Annotated in this window: 16 protein-coding genes; 13 read left to right on the forward strand and 3 right to left on the reverse strand. The window is 54.3% G+C overall.

Going from position 1 to position 23,869, the window contains the following annotated elements:
• Window positions 1-54: 54 nt before the first annotated feature.
• The 3 genes from ACFPMF_RS13065 to ACFPMF_RS13075 all read left to right on the forward strand — a co-directional run bounded on the left by ACFPMF_RS13065 (window position 55) and on the right by ACFPMF_RS13075 (window position 5,363).
• Window positions 55-2,487 carry an ABC transporter permease gene (locus ACFPMF_RS13065; protein ID WP_379845476.1) on the forward strand — a complete coding sequence of 811 codons (2,433 nt, stop codon included), beginning with the start codon at window positions 55-57 and terminating at the stop codon, window positions 2,485-2,487.
• A 107-nt stretch (window positions 2,488-2,594) separates the two neighbouring features.
• The gene (locus tag ACFPMF_RS13070) at window positions 2,595-5,045 is read left to right on the forward strand and encodes an ABC transporter permease (RefSeq protein WP_379845479.1); all 2,451 of its coding nucleotides are present in this window, start codon (window positions 2,595-2,597) and stop codon (window positions 5,043-5,045) included.
• 18 nt (window positions 5,046-5,063) lie between these two features.
• On the forward strand, window positions 5,064-5,363 hold the full coding sequence (locus tag ACFPMF_RS13075) for a hypothetical protein (RefSeq protein ID WP_379845482.1): 300 nt from the start codon (window positions 5,064-5,066) through the stop codon (window positions 5,361-5,363).
• A 73-nt stretch (window positions 5,364-5,436) separates the two neighbouring features.
• Here the strand turns inward: ACFPMF_RS13075 and ACFPMF_RS13080 are convergent, their stop codons facing one another.
• Entirely contained in the window at window positions 5,437-7,032 is a 1,596-nt protein-coding gene (locus ACFPMF_RS13080; protein WP_379845484.1) for a SusD/RagB family nutrient-binding outer membrane lipoprotein, read from the reverse strand.
• 48 nt (window positions 7,033-7,080) lie between these two features.
• Entirely contained in the window at window positions 7,081-10,203 is a 3,123-nt protein-coding gene (locus ACFPMF_RS13085) for a SusC/RagA family TonB-linked outer membrane protein (RefSeq protein ID WP_379845488.1), read from the reverse strand.
• Window positions 10,204-10,641: 438 nt separating this feature from the next.
• On the opposite strand from ACFPMF_RS13085, the gene ACFPMF_RS13090 reads away from it, so the two are divergent.
• From ACFPMF_RS13090 to ACFPMF_RS13135, 10 genes are all read left to right on the forward strand, one after another.
• Complete coding sequence (locus ACFPMF_RS13090; protein ID WP_379845490.1) at window positions 10,642-11,070, forward strand: hypothetical protein; 429 nt, start codon at window positions 10,642-10,644, stop codon at window positions 11,068-11,070.
• A 238-nt stretch (window positions 11,071-11,308) separates the two neighbouring features.
• Complete coding sequence (locus ACFPMF_RS13095; protein WP_379845493.1) at window positions 11,309-12,232, forward strand: helix-turn-helix domain-containing protein; 924 nt, start codon at window positions 11,309-11,311, stop codon at window positions 12,230-12,232.
• A 15-nt stretch (window positions 12,233-12,247) separates the two neighbouring features.
• Window positions 12,248-14,734: an ABC transporter permease gene (locus ACFPMF_RS13100; RefSeq protein WP_379845496.1), complete on the forward strand. Its 2,487-nt coding sequence runs from the start codon at window positions 12,248-12,250 to the stop codon at window positions 14,732-14,734.
• 251 nt (window positions 14,735-14,985) lie between these two features.
• The gene (locus ACFPMF_RS13105) at window positions 14,986-17,394 is read left to right on the forward strand and encodes an ABC transporter permease (protein ID WP_379845499.1); all 2,409 of its coding nucleotides are present in this window, start codon (window positions 14,986-14,988) and stop codon (window positions 17,392-17,394) included.
• A 178-nt stretch (window positions 17,395-17,572) separates the two neighbouring features.
• Complete coding sequence (lepB, locus tag ACFPMF_RS13110) at window positions 17,573-18,742, forward strand: signal peptidase I (RefSeq protein ID WP_379845502.1); 1,170 nt, start codon at window positions 17,573-17,575, stop codon at window positions 18,740-18,742.
• 131 nt (window positions 18,743-18,873) lie between these two features.
• Window positions 18,874-19,176: a DUF1330 domain-containing protein gene (locus ACFPMF_RS13115; protein WP_379845504.1), complete on the forward strand. Its 303-nt coding sequence runs from the start codon at window positions 18,874-18,876 to the stop codon at window positions 19,174-19,176.
• 83 nt (window positions 19,177-19,259) lie between these two features.
• Complete coding sequence (locus tag ACFPMF_RS13120) at window positions 19,260-20,060, forward strand: NYN domain-containing protein (RefSeq protein WP_379845506.1); 801 nt, start codon at window positions 19,260-19,262, stop codon at window positions 20,058-20,060.
• A gap of 194 nt (window positions 20,061-20,254) precedes the next feature.
• On the forward strand, window positions 20,255-20,500 hold the full coding sequence (locus ACFPMF_RS13125; protein WP_379845509.1) for a YtxH domain-containing protein: 246 nt from the start codon (window positions 20,255-20,257) through the stop codon (window positions 20,498-20,500).
• Window positions 20,501-20,764: 264 nt separating this feature from the next.
• Window positions 20,765-21,160 carry a hypothetical protein gene (locus tag ACFPMF_RS13130; protein WP_379845512.1) on the forward strand — a complete coding sequence of 132 codons (396 nt, stop codon included), beginning with the start codon at window positions 20,765-20,767 and terminating at the stop codon, window positions 21,158-21,160.
• A 142-nt stretch (window positions 21,161-21,302) separates the two neighbouring features.
• The gene (locus tag ACFPMF_RS13135) at window positions 21,303-23,267 is read left to right on the forward strand and encodes a response regulator (RefSeq protein WP_379845514.1); all 1,965 of its coding nucleotides are present in this window, start codon (window positions 21,303-21,305) and stop codon (window positions 23,265-23,267) included.
• A gap of 115 nt (window positions 23,268-23,382) precedes the next feature.
• On the opposite strand, the gene ACFPMF_RS13140 is transcribed toward ACFPMF_RS13135, so the two are convergent.
• Window positions 23,383-23,772, reverse strand: a complete 390-nt coding sequence (locus tag ACFPMF_RS13140; protein WP_379845517.1) for a response regulator — start codon at window positions 23,770-23,772, stop codon at window positions 23,383-23,385.
• Window positions 23,773-23,869: the final 97 nt, after the last annotated feature.

Here is a 23,869-nt window from a genome sequence, read left to right on the forward strand (position 1 = left end):
CGATGCCGTTTCCCCTTCATTCATAACTCGTCGTTCATAACAGGTACCTCCATAATGCTACGCAACTATTTCAAAGTGGCCCTGCGCAATTTGCTGCGCAATCTGAGCTACTCGGTCATTAATCTGGTCGGGCTGGCGATCGGACTGGCGTGTTGTCTGAGCATTTACCTATTCGTACGGGACGAATTTCAGTATGACCGGTTTTTGCCGAAAGCTGACCGGATTTATCGGGTGGTGAACCAGCGGACGGCGGAAGGAAAGCAAAATCAGTTTGCCGTTACGCCCCCAGCCTATGGCCCGGCCCTGAAAACCAACTTTCCGGAGGTGGAGCAGATGGTCCGGTTGTTTACGGTGCAGAAGCCACTGGTAATCTATCAGGACAAGAAGTCCGCGGAGAGTGATATTATGCTGGCCGATTCCACGTTTTTCGACGTGTTTGATTTCCCGTTGCTCCGTGGTAACCCAAAAGAAGTGCTGCTGGGGATGAATACGCTCGTTATTTCCGAATCACTGGCCCGGAAGTTCTTCGGGAACGAAGATCCGGTCAATAAGCTGCTGACAATCGGTGGGCCCGGGGCCACTCCCTTTCGTGTGACGGGGGTGATGAAGGACCTGCCCGTACAGTCGCACCTGAAAGTGAATGCGGTGGGGTCGTTCAGCACCCTGAAACCACTGGTCGGTGCCGAGCGACTGGAAAGCTGGCGGTGGCAGCAATTCTACACCTACATTGTGTTGAGGTCGGGCACCGATGCCGCCCGGTTGCAGGCCAAATTACCGGATCTTCTGACCCGTTTCGCCAAACCCGAACTGGATAAAATCGGCCTGAGTTATCAAACCCGGTTGCAGGCCGTGACCGATATTCACCTACGCTCGTCGGAGCTGGAATACGACAATGCCCAGAAAGGGAATATCCGGTATGTTTATGCACTGATGCTTATTGCGGTATTTGCCCTGCTGATTGCCTGCTTCAACTTTATGAACCTTTCAACGGCCCGCTCGCTGACCCGCGCCAAGGAAGTTGGGTTGCGGAAAACCATCGGCGCCGGACGGCAGCAGTTAATGAAACAGTTTCTGGGCGAATCCTTCTTGTTGACGACGCTGGCGATGATGGTCGGGATTGCCATCACGGCGTTGCTGCTGCCGTATTTCAATAACTGGGTCAATAAGTCACTGTCGCTGATAGTGTTGTGGCAACCGCCCTTGCTGGCCGGTTTGGTGCTGGCTGTTCTGGTGGTTGCCGGTCTGGCGGGCTTGTATCCGGCTTTCTTTCTGTCGGGTTTTCAGCCCGTTCAGGTGCTGACCGGCCACCGGGTAGAGACGCCGAAACGGGGGGCGGTTTCCGTGCGCAAAACGCTGGTGGTGTTGCAATTCACGGCCTCGACGGTCCTGATCATTGGTACCGGGGTGGTGTTTTCGCAGCTTCGTTATATTCAGCAGAAAGACCTGGGGTTTGCCGACGAGCAGGTCATCGTGCTGCCGCTGCGAACGGACGCCATGCGCAAGGGATATGAGGCCCTGAAAACAGATTTGCTCCGAAACCCCAGTATTCGGGCGGCAACGGCCTGTTACGGTATTCCGGGCGGTACGTTTGCCGGAGACGGTATCCGGTTACCGGGCAAAACCGAAGAAACCGCTACGAACATGTTCATCATCGACCCCGACTATATCCCGACGATGGGGATGCAGCTGGTAGCCGGTCGCAATTTCTCGCGCGAGTTCGGAACCGACCTGAACGAAGCTTTTATCCTGAACGAAACCGCCGTTCGGGCGTTCGGCTTTGGGAGTCCACAACAGGCGTTGGGGCAGGTGCTGTCGTGGCCCAAGTGGGAGGCTGCCTATCCGGGCGATACGCTCAAGCGGGGGCGTGTTATTGGTGTGGTGAAGGATTTCAATTATAAATCATTGCATCAGAAGGTAGAACCGGTGGTTATGCATCAGTTTCCGGTGGCCTTTTCAAGTCTGGTGTTGCGGGTTCAGCCGACGAATCTGCCAACGGCCCTCGATTTTCTAAAGGAGAAATGGCGGACGCAGGCTCCCGACTGGCCGTTTGATTATCAGGTTGTTGATCAGGAATTTGCGCAGTTTTACCGCTCCGAGCAACTCTTCGGCAAGCTGTTCAGCCTGTTCACCACCCTGTCCATCCTTATTGCGGGGCTGGGTCTGTTTGGCCTGGCGACATTCATGGCGCAACAGCGGACGAAGGAAATCGGCGTTCGGAAAGTGCTGGGGGCGTCGGTGGCCAGCCTGGTCGTTTTGCTCTCGAAAGATTTTTTGAAGCTGGTCGTGATTGCCATCGGCCTGGCGTCGCCGTTGGCTTGGTATGCCATGAACAACTGGCTGGCCGATTTTGCCTACCGGATCGATCTCGAATGGTGGATGTTTGCGCTGGCTGCCCTGTTGGCGGTTGGCATTGCCCTGCTCACTGTTTCGTTCCAGTCGGTCAAAGCGTCGTTGATGAATCCGGTGAAGAGTTTAAAAAGTGAATGACGTACCCACGGACTTTAGTCCGTGAGCGTCCCTTTATTGAATTTACGTAATGCCATTGCTCATGGACTAAAGTCCGTGAGTACGAGTCCAAACCTATCCAATGTGTTATGCTTAAGAATTATTTCAAAATCGCTTACCGAAACCTGCTCCGACAGAAGAGTTTTTCATTGATCAACATCATCGGTCTGACCGTCGGGCTGACGTGCTGTTTCCTGATTCTGCTGTTTGTCCGGCATGAACTCAGTTACGACACCTTTCATCAGAAATTCGACCGGATATACCGCATTTCGTACCTGCCCAAATTTGCCGGTCTGGAACAACCGCTGGCGCTGACTCCGCCCCCGGTGCAGCTGGTTTTGGCGTCCAATTTTTCGGAAATCGAAAAATCGGCCCGGGTTTTTAACAGCAGTGCGACCATCGAACTGCGGGATGGTCAGCAATCGCAGCCCGTCAAATACGATGAAGAACGGTTTTTCTTCGGCGATTCGACGCTGCTCGACATTTTCTCGTTCCGGTTTTTGCAGGGCGATCCACGCACAGCCCTGAGAGACAAATTTACGGTGGTGATTACCGACGAAATGGCGACCAAGTATTTCGGGAAAACCAGTCCGCTGGGCAAAACACTGCTCTTCGAAGGACGGCATCCGTTGCGCGTGACGGGCGTCTTTGAGAAATTGCCGGATAACTCGCACATTCACATCGATTTGTTGTCGAACTACGAAACGATGTACGCCACCGAAAATGAAGCGGTCCGGCAAAACCTGCCGCAGAACTGGATCATTTCGCACGGCTATACGTATGTCCTGCTCCGGCCCGGTGCATCCCCCGAATCCGTCAACGCCCGGTTTCCGAAGTTTCTGACCACCTATGCGCCCAAGCAGATGGCCAAAGACATCGTCTACGCGCTGGAACCGATGAAGGATTTTCACCTGCGTTCGCAGGCCCAGGGCGCACCGGAAGCGCCCGGCAGCATGACCTACATTTACGTGTTTCTCGGAATTGCGGCCATTACACTGCTGATTGCCTGCATCAATTTTGTCAATCTGGCCACGGCCCGCTCCCTGAAACGGGCGAAGGAAGTGGGCATTCGGAAGGTGCTGGGTAGCGAAAAGAAACAACTGGTGGCGCAGTTTCTGGGCGAATCGATGCTGCTGAGCCTGATCGCGCTCGTACTTTCGTTTTGCCTGATTGTGGTTCTGATTCCGGTTTTGAATAACCTCACCGGCAAACAGTTAGCGGTTTCGTATTTCCTGTCCGATGCGGTTTTGTTGCTGCTGTTTGTCGGCATTGCCCTGTTCACCGGTTTGCTCTCGGGAACGTATCCGGCTTTTTTTGTCTCTAGTTTTCAGCCCATTGTCACGCTGAAAGGCAATTTCGTGAGCGGAAAAGCAAAAGGGGGGCGGCTGCGGCAGGTGCTGCTGGGGGCGCAGTTTGTGGCCTCGATTGCCTTGATTATCGGTGCGTTGGTCGCCTTCCGGCAACTCGATTACATGCAAAACCGGGCACTCGGTTTTGAAAAAGACTTCATCATTACCGCCAACACCCGCAACGAGAAAATAACCAACGTGTTTGCTGACCGTTCCGACAGCACGTATTTCCGGTTGCGGACGTTCCGGGATATTTTGCTGAAAAATTCGGACATCCGGCAGGTGACGCTCTCGACGCAGCAAATGGGTTCGGGTTCGGTTCGACGGAATGTGGTGGCGGAAGGGCACGCACCTGATGAGAACATTTTCATGGGGACGATGGGCGTTGATCACAACTTTGCGGCTACCTACGGGCTTAAATTCGTCGCCGGCCGGGATTTCTCCGAGGACTTTCCGACCGACCGGACGGCGGCTTTTCTCATCAACGAAACCGGGGTGAAGCAACTAGGCTGGAAATCGGCTGCGGAAGCCGTTGGCAAGTCGATCAACCTGGAGGGCAAGCAGGGCAAAATCATCGGCGTGTTGAAAGACTTCCATAATCAGTCGTTGCAACGGCCCATCGAAAGCATGCTGCTAACCATCGATCTGCCGACCCTGCGGCTTTTCTCCATCAAATTACAGGCGCAAAACCGGGCCGAAACCCTGAAGTTTATTCAGCAGGAGTGGGACCGGTATTTCCCCGAAAAAGGCTTTGCGTATACCTTCCTGGACGAAAGCCTGGCGCGGCTGTACGAGAGCGAACAGCGCCTGAGCAAGCTGATTGGCTATTTCGCCGGGCTGGCGGTTTTGATTTCGTGCCTGGGCTTATACGGGCTGGTGTCGCTCGTGACGCAGCAGAAAACCAAGGAGATCGGCATCCGGAAGGTGCTGGGTGCCACGGTCAGCAGTATTGTCGGCCTGATTTCGCGGGATTTCGTGATTCTGGTGGTGATTTCGCTCGTCATTGCTTCCCCCCTGGCGTGGTGGGCCATGAACAAGTGGCTGGCCGAGTTTGCTTACAAAATTGATGTTGAATGGTGGATGTTCGCGCTGGCGGGCGTACTGGCCGTCGCCGTAACCCTGCTGACGGTTTCGTTTCAAAGCATTAAAGCGGCTTTGATGAATCCGGTGAAGAGTTTACGTAGTGAATAACTCCAATCTCCTATAACCATGGCAGCACATATTGCAATTCCTATTCCAACGATGCCCGGCAAACAGGACATCGAAATCGAGGTTACAATCAATGGACAGAAACAGGCACTGCACTACCGCGTGGAGCTATTCTACTGGGAAGACTGTAACGTCCCCTCCATCGATCGGGTCGAGTGCATCCGGCAGATGCTGGCCGGTTACGATCAGGACTGGACGCTCTACTACATTGGTTCGCCCACCGACCAGTTTGTCCCCATCACGTTTGTGAAACGGGAGGACCTGGTGAAGCAACGGAAGTTGTTGATCGAAGAGTTGTAAGAAAAGTTATTTCACAGGGTTAATCAGAGAACTCTCTGATTAACCCTGTGAAATAACTTAATCTTCGACCTTCTTAATTCTTATCCCACCACAAGGGCGTTGACGCCTTGTCGGGGCCGTTCAGCAGCGAGAGAGCGGCTTTGACGGCTTCGGTGTTGGATTGTTGTTCCAGGAGAAGGAACGGAATCCGGCGGGGGTAGGCCGACGTCGGGACATCGGTGTTGACCGAATTCACCACGGGATATAACTTCGGCAATTTGGTCCGGCGGAATTCGGCCCAGGCTTCGATGCCATCGGGATACAGGGCCAGCCACTTTTGCGTAGCGATTTGCTCCCGCTGGATGGCTTCCGTTGCGCCCCATTTCACGGTGATGTTCGACAAGGCCGGGGATTTCTGCTGATCCTGCGGAGCCGTCGGCGTTTTCGTGCTGACAATGTACGCGTCGGTCACGGCACTGCTGATACCCCAACTTTCCATCGACGTCCGGATTCCTTTTTCGTAAGCCTGCTGGGCAGTTACCCCACCCGTGTTCCAGCCGTTCAAAGCCGCTTCGGCCAGCAGGAAATAGGCTTCGGCTGCGTGCATAACGTCCTGTTTAACGGCCAGTTGGCGGTCCCAGGCCGAACCGGCACCGGTATTTTTGATCCAGCGTTCGCCAATGTTGGAATTGTTGTCGTTGGTATTCAGGGATTCTGTCAATTCCGTGGGACCCAGTCCATTGCGGAGCCCTTCGTACGTTTTGGTGTTGAAAGCGGGCTGGAAGTAAATGCCAATGCGCGGATCGTCGAAGCCTTTCAGCACCGATTCCATTGCGGCACTCATCCGGAACTCGCCCCAGCCTGAGATCGTGGCCAGACCATTGTTGTCGCCACCGTCCAGACTTTTTACCATCATGGCGTCATCACCCTGTTTGTCAATATCGCCGGGAAGCGAGAGCAAGCCCCCCGCAATGGCGGCTTCGGCTTCGGTTTTGGCCCGTGCCGGGTCCACTTTGGAAATACGAAGGGCTAATCGCAGCCGTAATGTGTTCGCAAACTTGATCCATTTGGTAACATCACCTTTGTAGATAATATCGTAGGTGCCATACGGTTTTTCGGCGGTTTTGCCTTTCAAAATCGTTGTGGCTTCGGCCAGCCGTTTGAAGAAATCATCGTAAATTTTGTCCTGCGCGTCGTACTTGACACTGTTGGCCGGAATACCGGCATCGAAATAAGGAACAGGGCCGTAGTAATCCGTCAGCCGGTGGAAAGCAAAAACCCACCAGATGCTGGCCAGGGCGTACTGCGAGGAGGCCTTGTCGGTTTGCTCGAACAGCGTTTTCAATTGCGGTACGACCTGCGTATAAACCGGGTTCCAGTGCGAGTTGATCCAGGTCGGGTGCATGAAATAGCGATCCGACTGGAAGTTGGGCGTGGTCGTCGCAAAATACTGGGCGTATAAATCCGCAAACAGGTTTTGGGCGGTTTGGTAGGTACCAGCCGCATACGAAGCCTGCTGCTGAGCGCGTGAAAACAAATACGGAAGTTCGGTGGCCGTCAGCGTGGTAATGGCGGTTTTGCTGGTGTTGATTTCTTCAAAATCGCTCGTGCAACCGCTCCAGACTCCGGCTGAACCGGCGACCAGGCCGACCATCGACAGTCGAATGAATTTATGAATTGATACGTTCATGGTTCTAATAATCGTGTTTTTGATTCCAAAAATGAAGGTGTCCGGTTTTTAGAATCCTAATTTCAGGTTAAGACCCACCGTGCGGGTGGAAGGCAGCCCTCCGTATTCGGAGCCCTGGTAGTTGGCTGCACTGAGGTTGACATCCGGGTCAAAAGGCAGTTTGCGGGTTTTCAGACCGGGAATGTCCATAATGGCGTTACCCCGGTACAGGAAGAACAGGTTCCGGGCCGTCAGTGACAAACGGGCGTTCTTGATGAAGAAGTTCGACGGGAACGGGATGTTGTAGCCAAACGTTAACTCGCGCAACCGTACGTTCGTGGTCGAGTACGCAAAAAACTCACCCCAGGTATACCGGCCCTGCGATACGGTTTGCCAGAACTGTTCGGCTGTCACGGCTTTCGTATTCGTTTCGCCCTTATCGGTTACACCCGGCAAGACCCAGCCGCCTTCGCGGTGCTGGAGCGTGTATTCCGCGGTCCCGTCGTAGGCCAGGTTTCCATCGGTTCCCGAAACCATGATACCGCCCACCCGGCCATCGACCAGGAAGCTCAGTACGAAGTTTTTATACGAGAAGGTGTTGTTGAAACCGAGCGTCAGTTTGGGGTTGAAGTTTCCGATGGTCTGGAACGCACTCACCATGGGTAGACCGCTCGCATTGACCAGCAGCCGCCCCTGGGCATCTTTTGCCCAGCCGAAGGCCTGCAAATCGCCGTACGAACCGCCTGCCTCGACGATGGCGGTGGTGGTCCGGGTGTTGCCGCCCAGGGTCGCGGTTTTGATGCCGGGATAAAGTTCGACAATGGTGTTGACGTTGCGGGCCAGGTTCAGGGAGGCATCCCAGGTGAGGCTATTGCCTTTCAGCGGAGACGCCGTCAGGGTTAGTTCAAACCCTTTGTTGTTGATCTTTCCGGCGTTGACAAACTGCGTGGCGAAGCCCGATGCCGGTGCCAGACCCAGTGACAGAAGCTGGTTGACCGTGTTGCTGTTGTAGTAGGTAAAATCGACGCCGAGACGACCACCCAGGAAGCGCAGATCCGCCCCGAATTCCGTTGATGAGGAAATCTCCGGTTTCAGGTTTTCGGCCGGACGCTGGGTACTGCGTGAAATGTAACCACCCGATCCACCCTGGGAGAAGGTGTAGGTTTGCTGCAAACTATACGGGGAGGCATCGTTCCCCACCTGCGCCCAGGATCCCCGGATTTTAGCGAAACTAATCCAGGTCGGCAGGTTGACGGCATCCGACAAAATCAGGTTTGCACCGAACGAGGAATAGATGTACGAATACGGTGGCGGCAGGGTCGATGACCAGTCGTTCCGAACCGACGCATCGACGGTCAGGTAGTCGCGGAATGAAATCGAAGAGGTTCCAAAGACGTATTGCAGTTCTTTCTGGCTAAACGCGCTGTTGTGGTTGAGGGCTTTGGCAAACGACAAATCGAAGCGGTTGGCAACGGATAAACCGCCGTTGCTGCTGGCTCCAACCTGCGAATACCGGTTGTAGGTGGCTCCGGCTCCGGCGTTATACGTAATGGCAAAATCCTTGCTTAGGCGATTGTTCCCGGATAGAATGACATCCATGTTGCGTTCCAACTGGTCGCCCGCGTAATCCTGGTACGAACCGCCTGGCCCGGCAAACAGTAAGGTATTGTTGTAATAACCGAAGTTATACCGATCGACATACCAGTCGTAACTGAGCCGTCCCTGCACGTTCAGCCAGTCGGTGATTTCGTAACGGGCCGATCCCAGCGCCGTCACGCGGTTCCGGTTTTCCTTGGCAAACGTCCGGTTCAGCGTCCAGTACGGGTTCATATAAATCCCCGAGCTGGTCCAGTACGTCGGTTTGCCTGTTGCATCTTCAAACGTACTGTACTGGCCGTTCAGGTCCACACTGCGGGGGACTTTGTAGAGGTTCATCGTCACCGAACTTTCTTCACCCGACCGCGGTTTGTTGTCAATTTGCTGGTTGATATACGTGATTTTGGCGTCGGTTGAGAAGCGCTTCGAAAACTGCGAATTGATCCGCAGGTTCAGCGTATGCCGCATCAGCTTGTTGTTGGGTAAAATCCCCTGGCTGCTGTTGTTCGTGTAGGACGCATACGTCTGGAGTTTCTCGGTTCCCCCCGCAATACCGATCGAGTTGTTGGTCGAAATGGCATCCCGGAAAAAGTCTTTGACATTATCCGGGTACGTTGTGGCGGTTGCGCCCCAGCTACCGGCGGCATTTTCGCTGGATTTGCCACCCGCGCCCTGGCCATACGTATTTTGCAGCTTGGGCAGCATGAACGGAGTTTCCATCTGCACCCCGGAGTTAACATCTACCGATATCTTTCCGGCTTTTCCTCGTTTGGTGGTGATCATGATAACGCCGTTGGCGGCCCGGCTCCCGTAGAGGGCCGATGCGGCCGGTCCTTTCAGGACGTTCATGGACTCGATGTCGTCCGGATTGATGTTGTTGGCACCATCGCTGCCGTTGATCCCGCCGAAGTCCCCCGTCACCTGACCGCGAACCGTATTGTCAACCGGCACACCGTCAATGACGAACAGCGCATTGTTATTGCCCGTAATCGACCGGTTTCCGCGCAGGACGACCCGGGTCGCTGAACCCGGCCCCGAAGAGCCTTGGGTCACGACCATCCCGGCGACTTTACCGGATAGGGTGTTGACAAAGTTGGCGTCGCGCACGTCCACCAGTTTCTTGCCGTCGATTTGCTGCGTCGCATACGTCAGTGTTTTGGCGTTCCGCTCGATCCCGAGGGCGGTTACGACCACTTCATTCAGTTGTTTCGAATCTTCCTGAAGCGTTACATCGATCACCGTGCGGTCGCCCACGACAACCTCTTGCGTCAGGGAGCCGATGAACGAGAAGATCAGAACCGTCGCATTATTTTCCACCGTGAGTGCATATTTTCCTTCGCTGTTGGTGGTGGTCCCGCGGGTCGTTCCCTTGATCACGACGTTGACACCGGCCAGGCCGGCCCCGTTGGCATCTTTCACCGTTCCCGTAATGTCTCTGGCGAGAGGGGCTGTCAGTACACCCGTCCCCGGTCCGGCATACGCGGGCGTTTGGGGGGATAAAAACGTGGAACAGGCCGCCAGCAACACAATCGCACACGAGCGCAATCGGAAATTGCCGGGCGATTTCTGGGTTGAATAGAGTACTGGTTTTTGCATGTGACTAATAGAATTAGAAATGGTAATTGGAGTTAATAAAGAATTAGGAATGGGTGATACTTGCCAATGATAACTATTTTGATATTTAGTTACATTGTCCAATTTAATTTTACAAATCGGCCATAATTTAGTATTTAGTTGGTTTGATTCGCAATTATGTGGAGGTAAAATTTTATTTGTAAGGAATTTTAAGAAACGTTCTAAAATAGAACTAATCCAAGAGCGCCGAAAAGAGCGGAATGACTGCTGCTGGTTTGATGGCCGAACGACCCCACTTTTACAATTCCTTTACAAACTTTTACGGGGCTTTTACGACGTCGGGGAGTGCGGTGGATACCTTTGAATCAGTTGCTGGTTTAACCAAAATTCACCATGTCAAAAAGCAGAATAATCGTCATCGGACTTTGTTGTCTGATGCTGGGCGTATCAACTCGAAGTATGTCCAGCCGACGCCCGAAAAAAACCTCCGTGAGGCCGGAGCGTGTCATGTCGGGTGAAGAAAACAGAAAGAAATTTGCGCCCAATGCGCTGCGGTTAAACGGTTTTCCGCTGGACTATGGCTGGTTTTCGATCCAGAGTCGCGGAAAACTTTCAATTGTGGAAGGGGATGCCGATGAGAATCAGACCGCCAGAATACCGATCCGGGTTTATTTGAAACGGGGCAAAACCATTGTTACTCCGGATCGGGCGGGCGGGTGCCAGGGCGCTACTGAGGTGGATCTGGCGGAAATCATGAGCCTGGCCCGGGCCGGCGACGAGCTGGTGGTTGAACCAGTCCGGAAAGAAGATGCGATGGCGAAGCGCGTCATTTTTCTGAAACTTTTCTGGTTCCTGCCGAACAAAAACGTCAAGGGGCCCGGCTGTTGAGTGCAAGGGATCGGTATCAGCCGGAGCAATCCCGTATTTTTCGTATTTTGTAAAAAAATACGGCTATCATGCTTATCTGATCGCATTGGCGAAGGCACGGCTGGCCGTAGATCAAAAACCGAAGGCCATTGCATTCCTGGAAACCGGGATGAAAAAGAGCGACTCGATCCGGAGGTCAAAGGAGAATGGGAAAAATTTCTGACGGAGGTGGTTCGGAGGGAATAAACGCAAAAAGACGATGAAAAAGGTGGTCCGTATCGTGGTGTTGGTGGGTCTGTTGCTGACCACGGGCCTGTTGTTTGTTCAGTTTGTGGGTTCGGAGACGGCCTCGGGCGCGGCTGAAAAACAGCGCTTTGCGGAAAACGTAAACCTGGCGCTTCGTCGCACCGCGGATCAACTGCTGCGGGCCACGGGGGATTCGATCTCCCGGATTGAACCCGTGCAGCAGCCGGATGCCAACACTTTTCGGCTTCGTTTCGACCGTTCGTTCGATTATGATCAGTTACCGGCCTTGTTGCAGAATGCCTTAAAAATTCACGGGATTTCCACACCCTACGACGTTGCTGTTCTGGATTGTTCCGATGGGAAAATTGTGCTGGGGTATGCGGTTACGGATGTGACAAAACCGCAGACCGTGCCGTGCCGTGGGCGTGAGCAGACGACCCGGTGCTACACCCTGCAAGTCCGGTTTGTAACCGCCGAACCCCGTCCGCAGGCCGCAACGGCGGGGTGGATGCTGGTGTTCGGGAGTTTGCTGGCCGCCCTGGTTTTTACGGTTTGGCACCGGTCGACTCCCACCGCCGACGCGAATCCGCCGGAGGACGGAAAGGAGGAAGCGAAGTACCTGTCTTTTGGCAATTCCCGCCTTGATGTAACCAATTTAGGGCTGGTTTCCGGATCGAGCCGCCACCAGCTGACGTACCGGGAAGCCAAATTGCTGCGGCTTTTTGCCGAACACCCGAACCAGTTGCTGGAGCGGGATTTCATTCTCAAAGCCGTTTGGGAAGACGAAGGAATCATCGTTGGGCGCAGCGTGGATGTGTTTGTGTCCCGGCTTCGCAAACTACTTCAGGAGGACTCGACGCTCCGGATTGTGGCTGTTCATGGCGTTGGCTATCGGCTGGAAACCCGGATCAGTGGGCCCGCGGATAGGCCTGTTTAATCCGGGACGTTTCCGATGAAAGTTTACTGGGATTCGATTGACTACGCCCTGAATTTTGGGGATGCAAATTCGCTTATCTGTATGCTCCATAACAATTTCAGGATCACCTTCCGCCATTGGTGGCAAAACCGGCTGTATTCGCTGATCAATGTCGTTGGGCTGGCCGTCGGGATTGCCTGTATGGTCCTGGCGATACTATACCTCAAAGACGAACGGAGTTTTGACCGGTTTCACGCCCGGAATCCCCACCTGTATCGTATCACAACCACCGTGATCGAAACCCGGGGTGGGTCGCCGGAAACGAACGGCGGCACCGGGCAGGTGCAGGGCCCTGCCTTCCAAGCGCAGGTGCCCGAGGTGCAGGAGTACGTTCGGGTAATGGGGGGCGACATTCAGGGCCTGTTTATGGCCAATAACAAATCCTTTCTCCTGCAACCATTTTTTGTCGATTCGACCTTTTTCAATGTCTTTTCGTTCAGGCTGTTAAGCGGTAATCCGAAAACCGCCCTGCGGGGCTCGGGCTCGGTCGTCATTACCGAGCGGACGGCGCGTAAGCTGTTCCATAGCCTCGATGTCATCGGGAAGCCCCTGCTCGAGCAGGGGCCTTCCGGCCAGCGATTGGGAGCCTCCATCATTACCGGTGTGGTGCAGGATCCGCCCAAAAATTCGTCGTTGCAGTTCGATCTGCTGGTTCCGTTCCGGTTTATGCAGGCTTCGTTCGACGATACCAACTGGCTGAATTCCTACCTGAGCACGTTTGTCGTGCTGCATCCCCGGGCTGATCCGGAAACCGTTGTCCGAAAATTTGAAAAAGTCTACGCCGTTCACGCCCGGCAGCAGGTGGCCGAAAATCGGAAAAACTACGGTTTTGATCCGTCCATCCGGTATGGTTTACAACCCATGACCGACCTTCACCTAAACCCTTTGTACCAGAGGGAAGGCAACCGGGAAGGGGGGATTATCAACGGCAGCAGCCCGGTTTTTTCGTACCTCTTTCTGGGGATTTCAGCGTTTATGCTTCTGATGGCCTCCATCAATTTCATTAACATCAGTCTGGCGGGTTCGCTGAAACGGACGAAGGAAATCGGGATTCGGAAAATAACCGGCAGCACCCGGCGAATGATTATGGTGCAATTTCTGGGTGAGTCGGCGGTGTTGTGTCTGGCGGCTTTCGGCCTGGCGCTGCTGCTGGCGGTACTGGCGTTGCCGGTTTTTAATCAGTTGTCCGCCAAGGCGATCGTTTTCGGGGAAATTCTGGATGGTGAATTGGTAATATATTTTCTGATTTTGCTGATTGTCAATGTTATACTATCCGGTTTTTATCCTGCTTTTGTTCTGTCGAATTTCAAACCAGCGGACGTGTTGTACAACAAACCCAGGGTTTCCGGTCGAGGGTGGCTGGGGCAGACGTTGCTGGTGACCCAGTTTGCTTTATCGGCTTTTCTGCTGATTGCAACCACGGTTTTTTACTGCCAGATGGATTATGTCCGCACGAAGGATCTGGGCTACGATCCCTATCAGGTTATTCGTACGTACATTCCCTCCAGCCAGAATCTGACAAACGATCATACGTTTCTGCGGAACGAACTGGCGACCGAGCCGTCGATCCGGCAAATTTCGTTCCACAGCGATCTGGGCGGATTATATGCAACCCGCGTAGCCGACCGGAAAATCGAAAGCCGCTACCAGTACATCGACGAAAACTATCTGCCGGTTTTGGGTATTCGGCTGAAAGCCGGTCGGAACGTGTCGGCTTCTTTTGTGTTGGATAAAACCGATGCGGTGCTGGTGAACGAAACGTTTGTAAAAGCCGCCGGTCTGGCGGAGCCCATCGGGAAAACGATCCGGCGGCACGAAAATTTCAGTCCGAAACCGCTGACCATCGTGGGGGTATTCAAGGACTTTCACGTCCGGTCGTTGCGTGAGCGCATTGAGCCGATGGTGTTGTTCATGCGCGAAGGCCAGGCCAGTGGTGTCCTGGTGAAAATTGATAAAAACCGGCAACCGGAAGCCATTGCGGTGTTGAAGAAAGCCTTCGGGAAAGCGTTTCCGACGGTTGACATGGACTACGCCTTTCTGAATGAAGTGAATGCCAAAGGCTACGAACTTGAGCAGCAGTGGCAGCGGATTGTGGGGTACGCAGCGGCCCTGGCGATCCTGATTTGCGGACTGGGCGTGTTTGGTCTGGCGAAACTGGCCACCCGGCAGCGCACCAGAGAGATCGGGGTTCGGAAAGTGCTGGGCGCCACAGTTCTGGACATTATTGGCCTGATAGCGAAAGGCTTTCTGAAACCGGTGCTGGTGGCGCTTGGCCTGGCGTCGCCGGTAGCAGCCGGGGTGATGAGCCGCTGGTTGCAGCATTTCGCCTACCGCATTGAATTGCAGTGGTGGATGTTTGCCGGGGCCGGTTTGCTGGCGGTCCTGATTACGCTATTGACGGTTTCGTTTCAGTCGGCGAAGGCGGCTTTGGCAGATCCGGTTTCCTCCCTACGCTCGGAGTGAAAGGAGTTAAGAATTAAGAGTGAAGAATGAAGAGTTGGCTGACGCAAGCTATAAAAGAAGGCGTCAGCCAACTCTTCATTCTTCACTCTTAATTCTTAGCTGTCCGACAGCGAACGAAAACCGTCCGCAAGCGGACAAATGAAGTGATGAGTCTTTTAGTAGCCTATTGATAATTAGTGATTTATCTTTATTGGTATATTGTTTGAGTATCCTGAACCGGTGCCTTGAACGAACAGTGAACAACGAACAGTATGCTACGGAATTATCTGAAGATTGCCTTTCGCAATCTCTTGAAACACAAAACGTTCGGCTTTATCAACATTGTCGGCGTGGCCACAGGGCTGGCGTGTTTTCTGCTGATTGCGCTCTACGTGCGGGACGAACTCAGTTTTGACCGATTCCATACCAAAGCCGACCGGACGTACCGGGTGCTGCGAACCTTCCTGAATGCCAACGACGGCACGGTGGAACTGAAATTAGGGACCGTGGCTCCGCCCTTTGGCCCGCTGATCAAGCAGGATTTTCCGGAGGCCGAACAGGTCGTGCGGACGCTCGAAAACGGCGCTTTGGTCAAATACGGCGAGCATACGTACAACGAAAACCGGGTGCTTTTTGCCGAAGAAAATATCTTCAAGGTACTGGATTTCAAGGTGACGAGCGGTAACCCGGAGCGGGCGCTGGCGAACCCTTTCTCGATCATGCTGTCGCAGCCAATGGCCGAAAAATACTTCGGGAAAACGTCGCCGATGGGCAAAAGTATCCGGCTGAACAACCAGTTTGACTTTATGGTAACGGGCGTTTTTGAACCGCTGCCCGCGCAGTCGCACATTCATCCGGATTTTCTGGCGTCCTTTACGACCCTGAACGACAACCGCATTTACGGCGCCGAAGGACTGCGGACCAATTGGGGCAACAACTCCTTTCTGACCTACGTGCTGCTGGCGAAAGGCGCGAATCCGGATAAACTCGTGAACGCCTTTCCGGCCTTTCAGAACCGGCGCATCGGCCCCAAAGCGTCCACCTATTCGCTGCTGAATCTGCAAAAACTGACCGCTATTCACCTGCGTTCGGACACCGACGACGGTCTCGAAGCCGACGGCGATATCCGGTATGTGTACCTCTTTTCCGCCATCGGCCTGTTCATTTTGCTCATTGCCTGTATCAATTACATGAACCTGGCAACGGCCCGCTCGGGCAGCCGGGCCAAGGAAGTGGGCATGCGGAAAGTAGTGGGGGCGGAGCGAAGCCAACTGGTGGGGCAATTCCTGAGCGAATCGATTCTGCTGGTGATTTTTGCGCTCGGGCTGGCGGTAATGTTCGTGATCCTTTGTTTGCCGGCGCTGAATAATTTTACCCAGAAACAGCTCACGCTAAGTCAATTGGTCCACCCGGTTTTTCTGGGCATTGTGGCCGGCATTACACTGCTGACCGGCCTGGTGTCGGGCAGTTATCCGGCTTTCTTCCTGACCTCCTTCCAGCCCATTAGTGTCCTGAAGGGAAAAATTGCGTCGGCCATGCGGGCGGGGCGGTTTCGGCAGGTACTCGTCGTGACGCAGTTTACGATTGCTGCGGTGTTGATTATCAGTACCGTGGTGGTGTACAACCAGATGGATTATATCCGGAATTACAAACTGGGGTATCAGAAAGACCAGATGATTCTGGTGCGGATGGTGGAGGACTCGACGATCGATTACGAAGCGCTGAAACAGGAACTGAAACGCAACAGCGCGATTCTGGAGGTCGGGCAATCGTCGCGGGTGCCGTCGGGGCGGCTGCTGGATTCCTGGGATGCGTACGTGGCGAAGGGCGACAGCATGGCACCCTCGAAAGTGGGGCTGAAAGCCCTATCGATCGATCACGATTTTATTCCGGCCTACGGCATGAAAATGGCCGCGGGGCGTAACTTTTCCCGGGCCTACGCCACCGACGACACGGCCGCGTTCATCCTGAACGAGACGGCCGCTCGGATGCTGGGCTGGAAAGACCCGGCCCAGGCTATCGGAAAAGCATTTGGCTACGGGAAACGGCGCGGGCAGATTGTCGGCATTACCAAAGATTTTCATTTTGAATCCCTGCGCCAGTCGATTGCGCCGATTGCTATGTTCCTGCTACCGGAACGCAACAACTGGCTCTCGCTTCACGTCGCGGGCGGAGCGGGCCTGCAAAATGGCCTGGCGCATCTGGAATCCGTCTGGAAACGCCATTTTCCGGAGCGACCTTTTACGTACGAGTTTCTGGATCAGCGGTTTGGTCGCTTATACACTACGGAACAAACGCAGCAAACCCTGTTCGGGATTTTTGCCGGGATTGCCATCCTGATTTCCTGCCTCGGGCTGTTTGGTCTGTCGATGTTTATGGCCGAGCAACGCACCAAGGAAATCGGAATTCGCAAGGTGTTGGGGGCCACCACCCCCAGCCTGGTCGCGCTGCTCTCCAAAGACCTGCTGAAACTGGTTGTGGTTGCCCTCGGACTGGCGTCGCCGGTGGCGTGGTGGGCGATGAGCAAGTGGCTCGAAGGCTTCGTGTACCGGACCAGCATCAGTCCCTGGGTGTTTATCCTGACGGCGGTTATCGCCATCCTGATTGCCTTCGCCACGGTTTCGTTTCAGTCTGTCAAAGCCGCATTAACGAACCCGGTGAAGAGTTTGAAGAGTGAATAGTGAGCTGGGAGTAAACGGATTAAAGGATTGACAGGATATGAAAAAGGGCGCGGTAGCTCATCCGTTCATCGTTTATTCGGTGTAACCCCGGTTCACAGATGCCGTTCCTGTAAAATCAATTCCTTTCAACCCGGTGGCGCTTTATTTTGCGTAGATTGATCCGTAAAGCTGCTCCATCATGCGTACCTTCTTTTCCGGTTCGGTTCGAAAACCGGCCAAACCCAAAAAGTCCTTCCTGCGGGAATGGTTCGACTCGATTCTGTTTGCGGTCATTGCCGCCACCCTGATCCGGTTTCTGACCTTCGAAGCCTACGCCATTCCGACGCCTTCGATGGAAAACAGCCTGATGGTAGGCGATTTTTTGTTTGTCAGCAAGCTGCATTACGGCATCCGGACTCCAACAACTCCCTTGCAGGTGCCGCTGACCCACCAGAAAATCTGGGGAACCGACGTTCCGTCGTACCTCGACTGGATTCAACTGCCCTCGTACCGGCTGCCCGGTTTTACGCAGGTGAAAAACGGCGACGTGGTGGTGTTCAATTTTCCGCCCCCGAAACCGGGCGAACCCGATCACCCGGTGGATTTACGAACGAACCTGATCAAACGCTGCATCGGGATTCCGGGCGACAAACTGGCGATTCGGCAGGAAGGGGTGTACATCAACGGCAAGGTGTTTCCGGCCCCTGCGCGTTCCCAGACCACCTATTTTATCCGAACGACAGAAGCGCTGAATGAGCGGTTTTTCCGGAAATACAACATTGTCAACGATTACGTTTCGGCGGAAGGGCCCTTCATCAACTGGCAGCCGATCGAAACCTACCACGAAGCGACCAAAACCGCCGTGCTGGCGGGCTATCAGGTGACGACGACCGCCGAAACCATCGCCCGGATTAAAGAACTCGATTGGGTGAAAAGCGTCGAATTGCTGACGGAGCCGGTAAACCAGCCGGAACCGGGGATTTACGGCGGAGCGGCTTTCCCGTGGAACCGCGACAATTTTGGCCCGATCACCATTCCGAAAGAAGGCATGACCATTCCGATCAATCCGCAAACCATCGCGGTCTACGGCCCGGTGATCAGCCGGTATGATGGCAACGAGAAGGTGGACGTAACCCCGACGGGCCTTAAAATCGACGGGAAACCGGTCACGACTTACACCTTTAAACAGGATTATTACTTCATGATGGGCGACAACCGGCATAATTCCGACGACTCGCGGTATTGGGGGTTTGTTCCCAAAGACCATATCGTGGGGAAGGCGGTTTTAGTCTGGATGTCGATTGACCCCACGCCGGCCACGGCCTGGGCCAAAATCCGCTGGAACCGGCTGTTTCGGGTGATTGAGTAGAAGCTCATCGGGCTCTGCAACTCCGATGAAGGCGGTTGCGGAGTTTAACTCCGCAACCGGGTCGGGCAAGATTTGCAATCTTGCCCCGCATGATATAAATCCGAAATCATCTTACATCTGTAGAAGCGCTCATGCTGTATTACACCCAAATCCTGTTTGTAAAACCGGGTCAGGAAACCGTCTTTCACTCGTTTGAAGACCAGGTACTGCCCTTGCTGGCGCGTTACAACGGCGAGCTGGTATACCGCGTCCGGCCATCGGAATCCGCCGTGGTGACAACCACGTTCGGCTATCCGTACGAAATTCACCTGGTGACCTTTCCGGCCAAAGCGGATTTTGAAGCCTACCGCGACGATCCGCAGCGGTTGCAGTTTATCGACCTGAAAAACCAGTCGATCGACCGGGTTTTGCTGATCGAAGGCGTTGCGCTATGAGCCGGTAGCTTGAGTTCTGGGTAATTTTCGGTAAAGTTGCCGGAGAATGCGGCTGTTAATGCCCGCTTTTACCCGAAAATTACATGGAAACCGTCCTTGACCTCCGACTTGCGGTATTGATCGACGCCGATAATGTGCCTTATTCCAACGTCCGGGGTATGCTGGAAGAGATTGCGAAATACGGAACCCCGACCTTCAAGCGGATTTACGCCGACTGGACCAAACCAACCGTAGCGGGCTGGAAAACCGTACTGCTGGAAAATGCCATTACGCCCATACAGCAGTATAGTTATACGACGGGCAAGAACGCTACCGACTCGGCCATGATCATCGATGCGATGGATATCCTGTATACCGGACGGGTCGACGGTTTTTGCATCGTTTCGAGCGACAGTGATTTTACGCGGCTGGCCACGCGGCTGCGCGAAGCGGGGATGAAAGTCTTTGGCATTGGGGAGAAGAAAACGCCAACGCCGTTTATATCGGCCTGTAACAAATTCATTTACCTCGAAATCCTGAAAAAGAACGAGGACGTGCCCGTGCTGCTACCGGCGACGGTGAAAAAACGATCCCGGAAGAAAACCGTAGCCAAGCCCGTGGAACCGCCGGTGCAACCGCCGAAAGAACCCGAGGTCATTGGCAAGGTCAACCAGGAGGTGATCAAGATGATCGCCGATAGCATCAACGACCTGGCGGACGAATCGGGCTGGGCGTTTCTGGGCGAACTGGGCAATTTACTACCCAAAAAACAGGCCGATTTCGATCCCCGAAACTACGGCTTTAAAAAACTGGTGCCCTTGCTGAAAAGCATCGAGCAGTTTGAGGTGGACGAGCGCGAAACCGGCAAAGGCAACATGAAATTAGTGTACGTTCGGGTGAAGTAAGCACGGGTTTGCATCCTGGAGCGCATCGTCTTGATTCCCGATCCGGAAAATCAACCAGCGGTTCTGTGGATAGCGAACGCGTTCCGGAAAGTGATATAATTTAGGCTCCAGTGTGAGCCTGATCATTTTTTGAGCCATTTTTACCACCTATTTTTGAGCCTTCCATTTAAACCAAACCGTACCATTCTAAAAACATGAAGACCGAAAAAGTAATCATAAGCGTTTTGCTGGCGGCCACGGCCGGCGTTGCCCTGGGCCTCCTGTTCGCACCCGAAAAAGGCTCCAAAGTCAGAAAGAAAATAAAGCGCAAAGGGGAGGATTTTCTGGAAGATCTGAAAGATGAGTATGCCGGTTCCGTTAAAAGCCTCAAACGGAAAGTGGATGCCGTTTACGACGATATCGCCACGAAAGTGAAAGGTCAGCTGGAAGAAGTCAAATAAGTTGTCGGGCTTTCTGTAATCAGACAAAAGGAGAAAGAGAAGGGGGTAGGTGTAATGCGTTGACAATCAATGCGTCGCTCTGCCTCCCTTCTCTTTTGCTTTGGTTCTCCTCTCTGGTATCCGGGCTTCACCGCATGGATACAACGCCTTTTTTCTTCTTTTCCCAAAAGTAGCAGGGATTGACTCATTTGTGACAGGCTTTTTTGGCCCGGAAGCGGACCTTTGATTCATCCAAACGGACAATCAAACATACCCTTTAAAGCCATGAAAACGATCCTCAAAACCCTGCTTGTCGCCTTGACATTGACCTTTGTTGGTTTCACTACTGCCGAAGCCGGCCAACCCATCGGCCGTCCTAAAAAAGCCGCTTCTTTCCAGAGCGTGATGTACCTCACCGCCGAAGGGAAAATCCAGGTTTCCCTGAACAAAGAAGTCGGTGGTGCGGTGGTGGTTCGCCTGAAAAACAGTAAGAACGCCGACCTCTACGTGCAGCATGTTGGGAAACGGCAGCATGCCGTCCGGATGCGGTTTGACGTTGGCGCTCTGCCCGATGGCGTTTATCAGGTGGAAATCAGCAACGGCCTGGAAAAAACGACTCAAACCGTAACCCTGATCACGCAGACGCCCACCGAACCGGCTCGTCTGGTTGCCATCAATTAACCATGCGGTCGGAAAACCGCCCGTTCGAGCCCTGCCGGGAAGGCCGACCATCGGGGTCGGCTTTTCTTTTATCCACTACCAGGCGGTTTTAAGCCCCGTTCCTTCGTACCTTGGACGTTTGTTGCTAATGCCCGATTTTTTGATGAAGACCAAAATCCTGTTAGTGGATGACGAAGCCGATCAGGAAATCCTGTTTCGGCAACGCTTCCGGCAAGCCATTCACCGTGGTGTGTACGAATTTGTCTTTGCCCGCAACGGCAGTCAGGCCCTGGAAATCCTGGAAGAACAGGCCGACATCGACCTGCTGCTGACCGATATCAACATGCCCGGTATGGATGGGCTGACGCTGCTGGACCGGCTCTCGCAAGGCAGCGCCATCGTGCCCGCCGTCGTGCTGACGGCCTATGGTGACCTGACGGCCATCCGAACCGCCATGAACCGGGGCGCGTTCGACTTTCTGACCAAACCCATTGACTTCGACGACCTCGAAGCAACGATTGAAAAAAGCCGCCGGTATGTCCAGCAGTTGCGGGAAGCCCAGGAGTCGAAAGCCATCGACGCGATGAAAACCCGGTTTTTTACCAACATCTCCTACGAACTGCGGGCACCCCTGTCGCTGATTATGTCGCCGGTTGACAAACTGCTGGAAACGGATGATTTACCGGACCACTTGCAACAGCCACTGGTGACGGTTCGGCGGAATGCCCGCCAGATTCTGCAACTCCTCAATCAGTTGATGGCCATCGACCAACTCGAAGCCCGGCAGGTGGATGTGGACGAGCAGATTGGGAATTTGCCCGGTTTTGTCGGTCAGCTGGTGGATCTGTTTCGTCCCTCGACCGACCTCAAGAAGCTCACGCTGGTCTATGAGACGGATTTACCCGGCGGTTATTACCGCTTCGATGCGGGCAAGTGGGAAACCATTCTCTTTATTCTGCTGACCAACGCCATCCGGTTTACCCCGGCGGGTACCATCAGCGTTGTCCTGACCCAGACGGACCAGGGCGCCCGGTTGACCGTACGCGATACCGGCATTGGCATCAGTGCCCACAAACTGCCGCATATTTTCGATCGGTATTACCAGGGCGACAACCTGCGCATCCGGGCCAACGACATGACCGGCATCAGTCTGGCGCTGGTGCGGGAACTGGTCTTGCGATTGGGCGGCAACATTCAGGTCGAAAGTCAGATCGAAGGGGATCCGGGGGAACCGGGTACGGTTTTTACGCTCGAACTGCCGCTCCGGCGTACGTCCGGCGACGAGGATGCTCCGCTGGTGGAAGCGCCGTCGGTGGCAGTCGATCTGCCCGCACCAACGGCCGACTCGGCGGGCAAGGAACCTGCCGAATCGGCCGATTCGCCCCCGCTGGTGCTGGTGGTAGAAGATAACCCCGAACTCCGGGAATTTATGGTAGCGGAACTGGCAACGACGTACCGGGTCCGGTCGGCCACCAACGGCTACGAAGGCTGGATACTGGCCAAAGAGGAACTGCCCGCCGTGATCATTACCGACCTGATGATGCCGCGGCTCGACGGCCACGGGTTGATCGAACGACTGAAAGCCGATCCGGCAACCGATCACATTGCCGTGATGCTGCTGTCATCGAGTGCGGCTGAGACGCACCGGTTGCAGGGATTGACGCTCGGTGCCAACGACTACCTGACCAAGCCTTTTCACCTGGGTGAACTTCGGCTGCGGCTGCGCAACCTGCTCAGTCACCAGCAGCGGCTGCGCGAACACTACCGCCAGCAACTCGCTCAGCCCGATAGTGCCAATCCGTTGCAGAGTGTGGGCGATGAGTTCCTGCGCAAGCTTTACACCCTCATCGAGCAACATCTGGACGACCCGACGCTGAGCGTGGAATGGCTGGCGGATGAACTGGCGATGAGCCGCAAGGCGCTTTATCTGAAAGTGCATAACCTGACGCACCTGTCGCCCGTCGAACTGATTCGGCAATACCGGCTCCGCAAAGCCATCGATCTGCTGCGGCTGGGACACAGTGCCGCCGAAACAGCGTATATGGTCGGATTTGAAAGTCCGTCGTATTTCACGAAGGTTTTCCGGGAATTTTACCACCAGACTCCGACCTCGTACCGCAAGAAATAAACCCGGTTTTCCGGCTTTCGTTGGATGCCGGGCAGGATAGCGTACCCAACCGTCAGCGTCCGGCTGATGGGAATCGAATGGCAACCGGTGGGCGTTAATCCGGCCGGAAGATCAACTAGGAAGCGATCAGGAGCGGACGTTCCCGGGTCAAAGCGGGTTGGGTAATTTCTCCCCATTTTCGAATCGGAAGAACCTGCCCCCGGGACGAATCCGCCGAAATCCGGCGCATCAGGACCGGGATGGACCGCAACCGGTTGTGGTTTTTCATCTCGCGCAGGAAGGTTAGTCCGTCATCGGGGGATTTGGACAAATCGACCACAATCAGGTCGGGTAATACCGTCGTCGGGCGGAGCAGTTTTTCGATCAGCAGCTTGGTGGAATTATAAACCACGACGGGGTAAGAGGCAAGATACGTCTCCATCCCGGGCACAACAAACACGCGATGATCAGAGACCCGGGTAATCATCACCACGTAGCGAGTAGCAATTTCGACAGAGGAAGACACGGTTTTGGGAATGGCTTGAATTGCTATGGAAACTTCAGCCAGCCAGAATGGTTTGACTTTTTTTCATTCGATGAGCGTACGGGACATCGGTCGCGCT

The sequence above is a fragment of the Larkinella bovis genome (assembly GCF_042655385.1).
GTDB lineage: Bacteria > Bacteroidota > Bacteroidia > Cytophagales > Spirosomataceae > Larkinella > Larkinella bovis.

Bases quoted from the DNA above. Each gene is read 5' to 3' on its own strand.
- ACFPMF_RS13065 (WP_379845476.1), top strand. From the start codon at position 55: ATGCTACGCAACTATTTCAAAGTGGCCCTGCGCAATTTGCTGCGCAAT.
- ACFPMF_RS13070 (WP_379845479.1), top strand. From the start codon at position 2,595: ATGCTTAAGAATTATTTCAAAATCGCTTACCGAAACCTGCTCCGACAG.
- ACFPMF_RS13075 (WP_379845482.1), top strand. From the start codon at position 5,064: ATGGCAGCACATATTGCAATTCCTATTCCAACGATGCCCGGCAAACAG.
- ACFPMF_RS13080 (WP_379845484.1), bottom strand. From the start codon at position 7,032: ATGAACGTATCAATTCATAAATTCATTCGACTGTCGATGGTCGGCCTG.
- ACFPMF_RS13085 (WP_379845488.1), bottom strand. From the start codon at position 10,203: ATGCAAAAACCAGTACTCTATTCAACCCAGAAATCGCCCGGCAATTTC.
- ACFPMF_RS13090 (WP_379845490.1), top strand. From the start codon at position 10,642: ATGTCCAGCCGACGCCCGAAAAAAACCTCCGTGAGGCCGGAGCGTGTC.
- ACFPMF_RS13095 (WP_379845493.1), top strand. From the start codon at position 11,309: ATGAAAAAGGTGGTCCGTATCGTGGTGTTGGTGGGTCTGTTGCTGACC.
- ACFPMF_RS13100 (WP_379845496.1), top strand. From the start codon at position 12,248: ATGAAAGTTTACTGGGATTCGATTGACTACGCCCTGAATTTTGGGGAT.
- ACFPMF_RS13105 (WP_379845499.1), top strand. From the start codon at position 14,986: ATGCTACGGAATTATCTGAAGATTGCCTTTCGCAATCTCTTGAAACAC.
- lepB (WP_379845502.1), top strand. From the start codon at position 17,573: ATGCGTACCTTCTTTTCCGGTTCGGTTCGAAAACCGGCCAAACCCAAA.
- ACFPMF_RS13115 (WP_379845504.1), top strand. From the start codon at position 18,874: ATGCTGTATTACACCCAAATCCTGTTTGTAAAACCGGGTCAGGAAACC.
- ACFPMF_RS13120 (WP_379845506.1), top strand. From the start codon at position 19,260: ATGGAAACCGTCCTTGACCTCCGACTTGCGGTATTGATCGACGCCGAT.
- ACFPMF_RS13125 (WP_379845509.1), top strand. From the start codon at position 20,255: ATGAAGACCGAAAAAGTAATCATAAGCGTTTTGCTGGCGGCCACGGCC.
- ACFPMF_RS13130 (WP_379845512.1), top strand. From the start codon at position 20,765: ATGAAAACGATCCTCAAAACCCTGCTTGTCGCCTTGACATTGACCTTT.
- ACFPMF_RS13135 (WP_379845514.1), top strand. From the start codon at position 21,303: ATGAAGACCAAAATCCTGTTAGTGGATGACGAAGCCGATCAGGAAATC.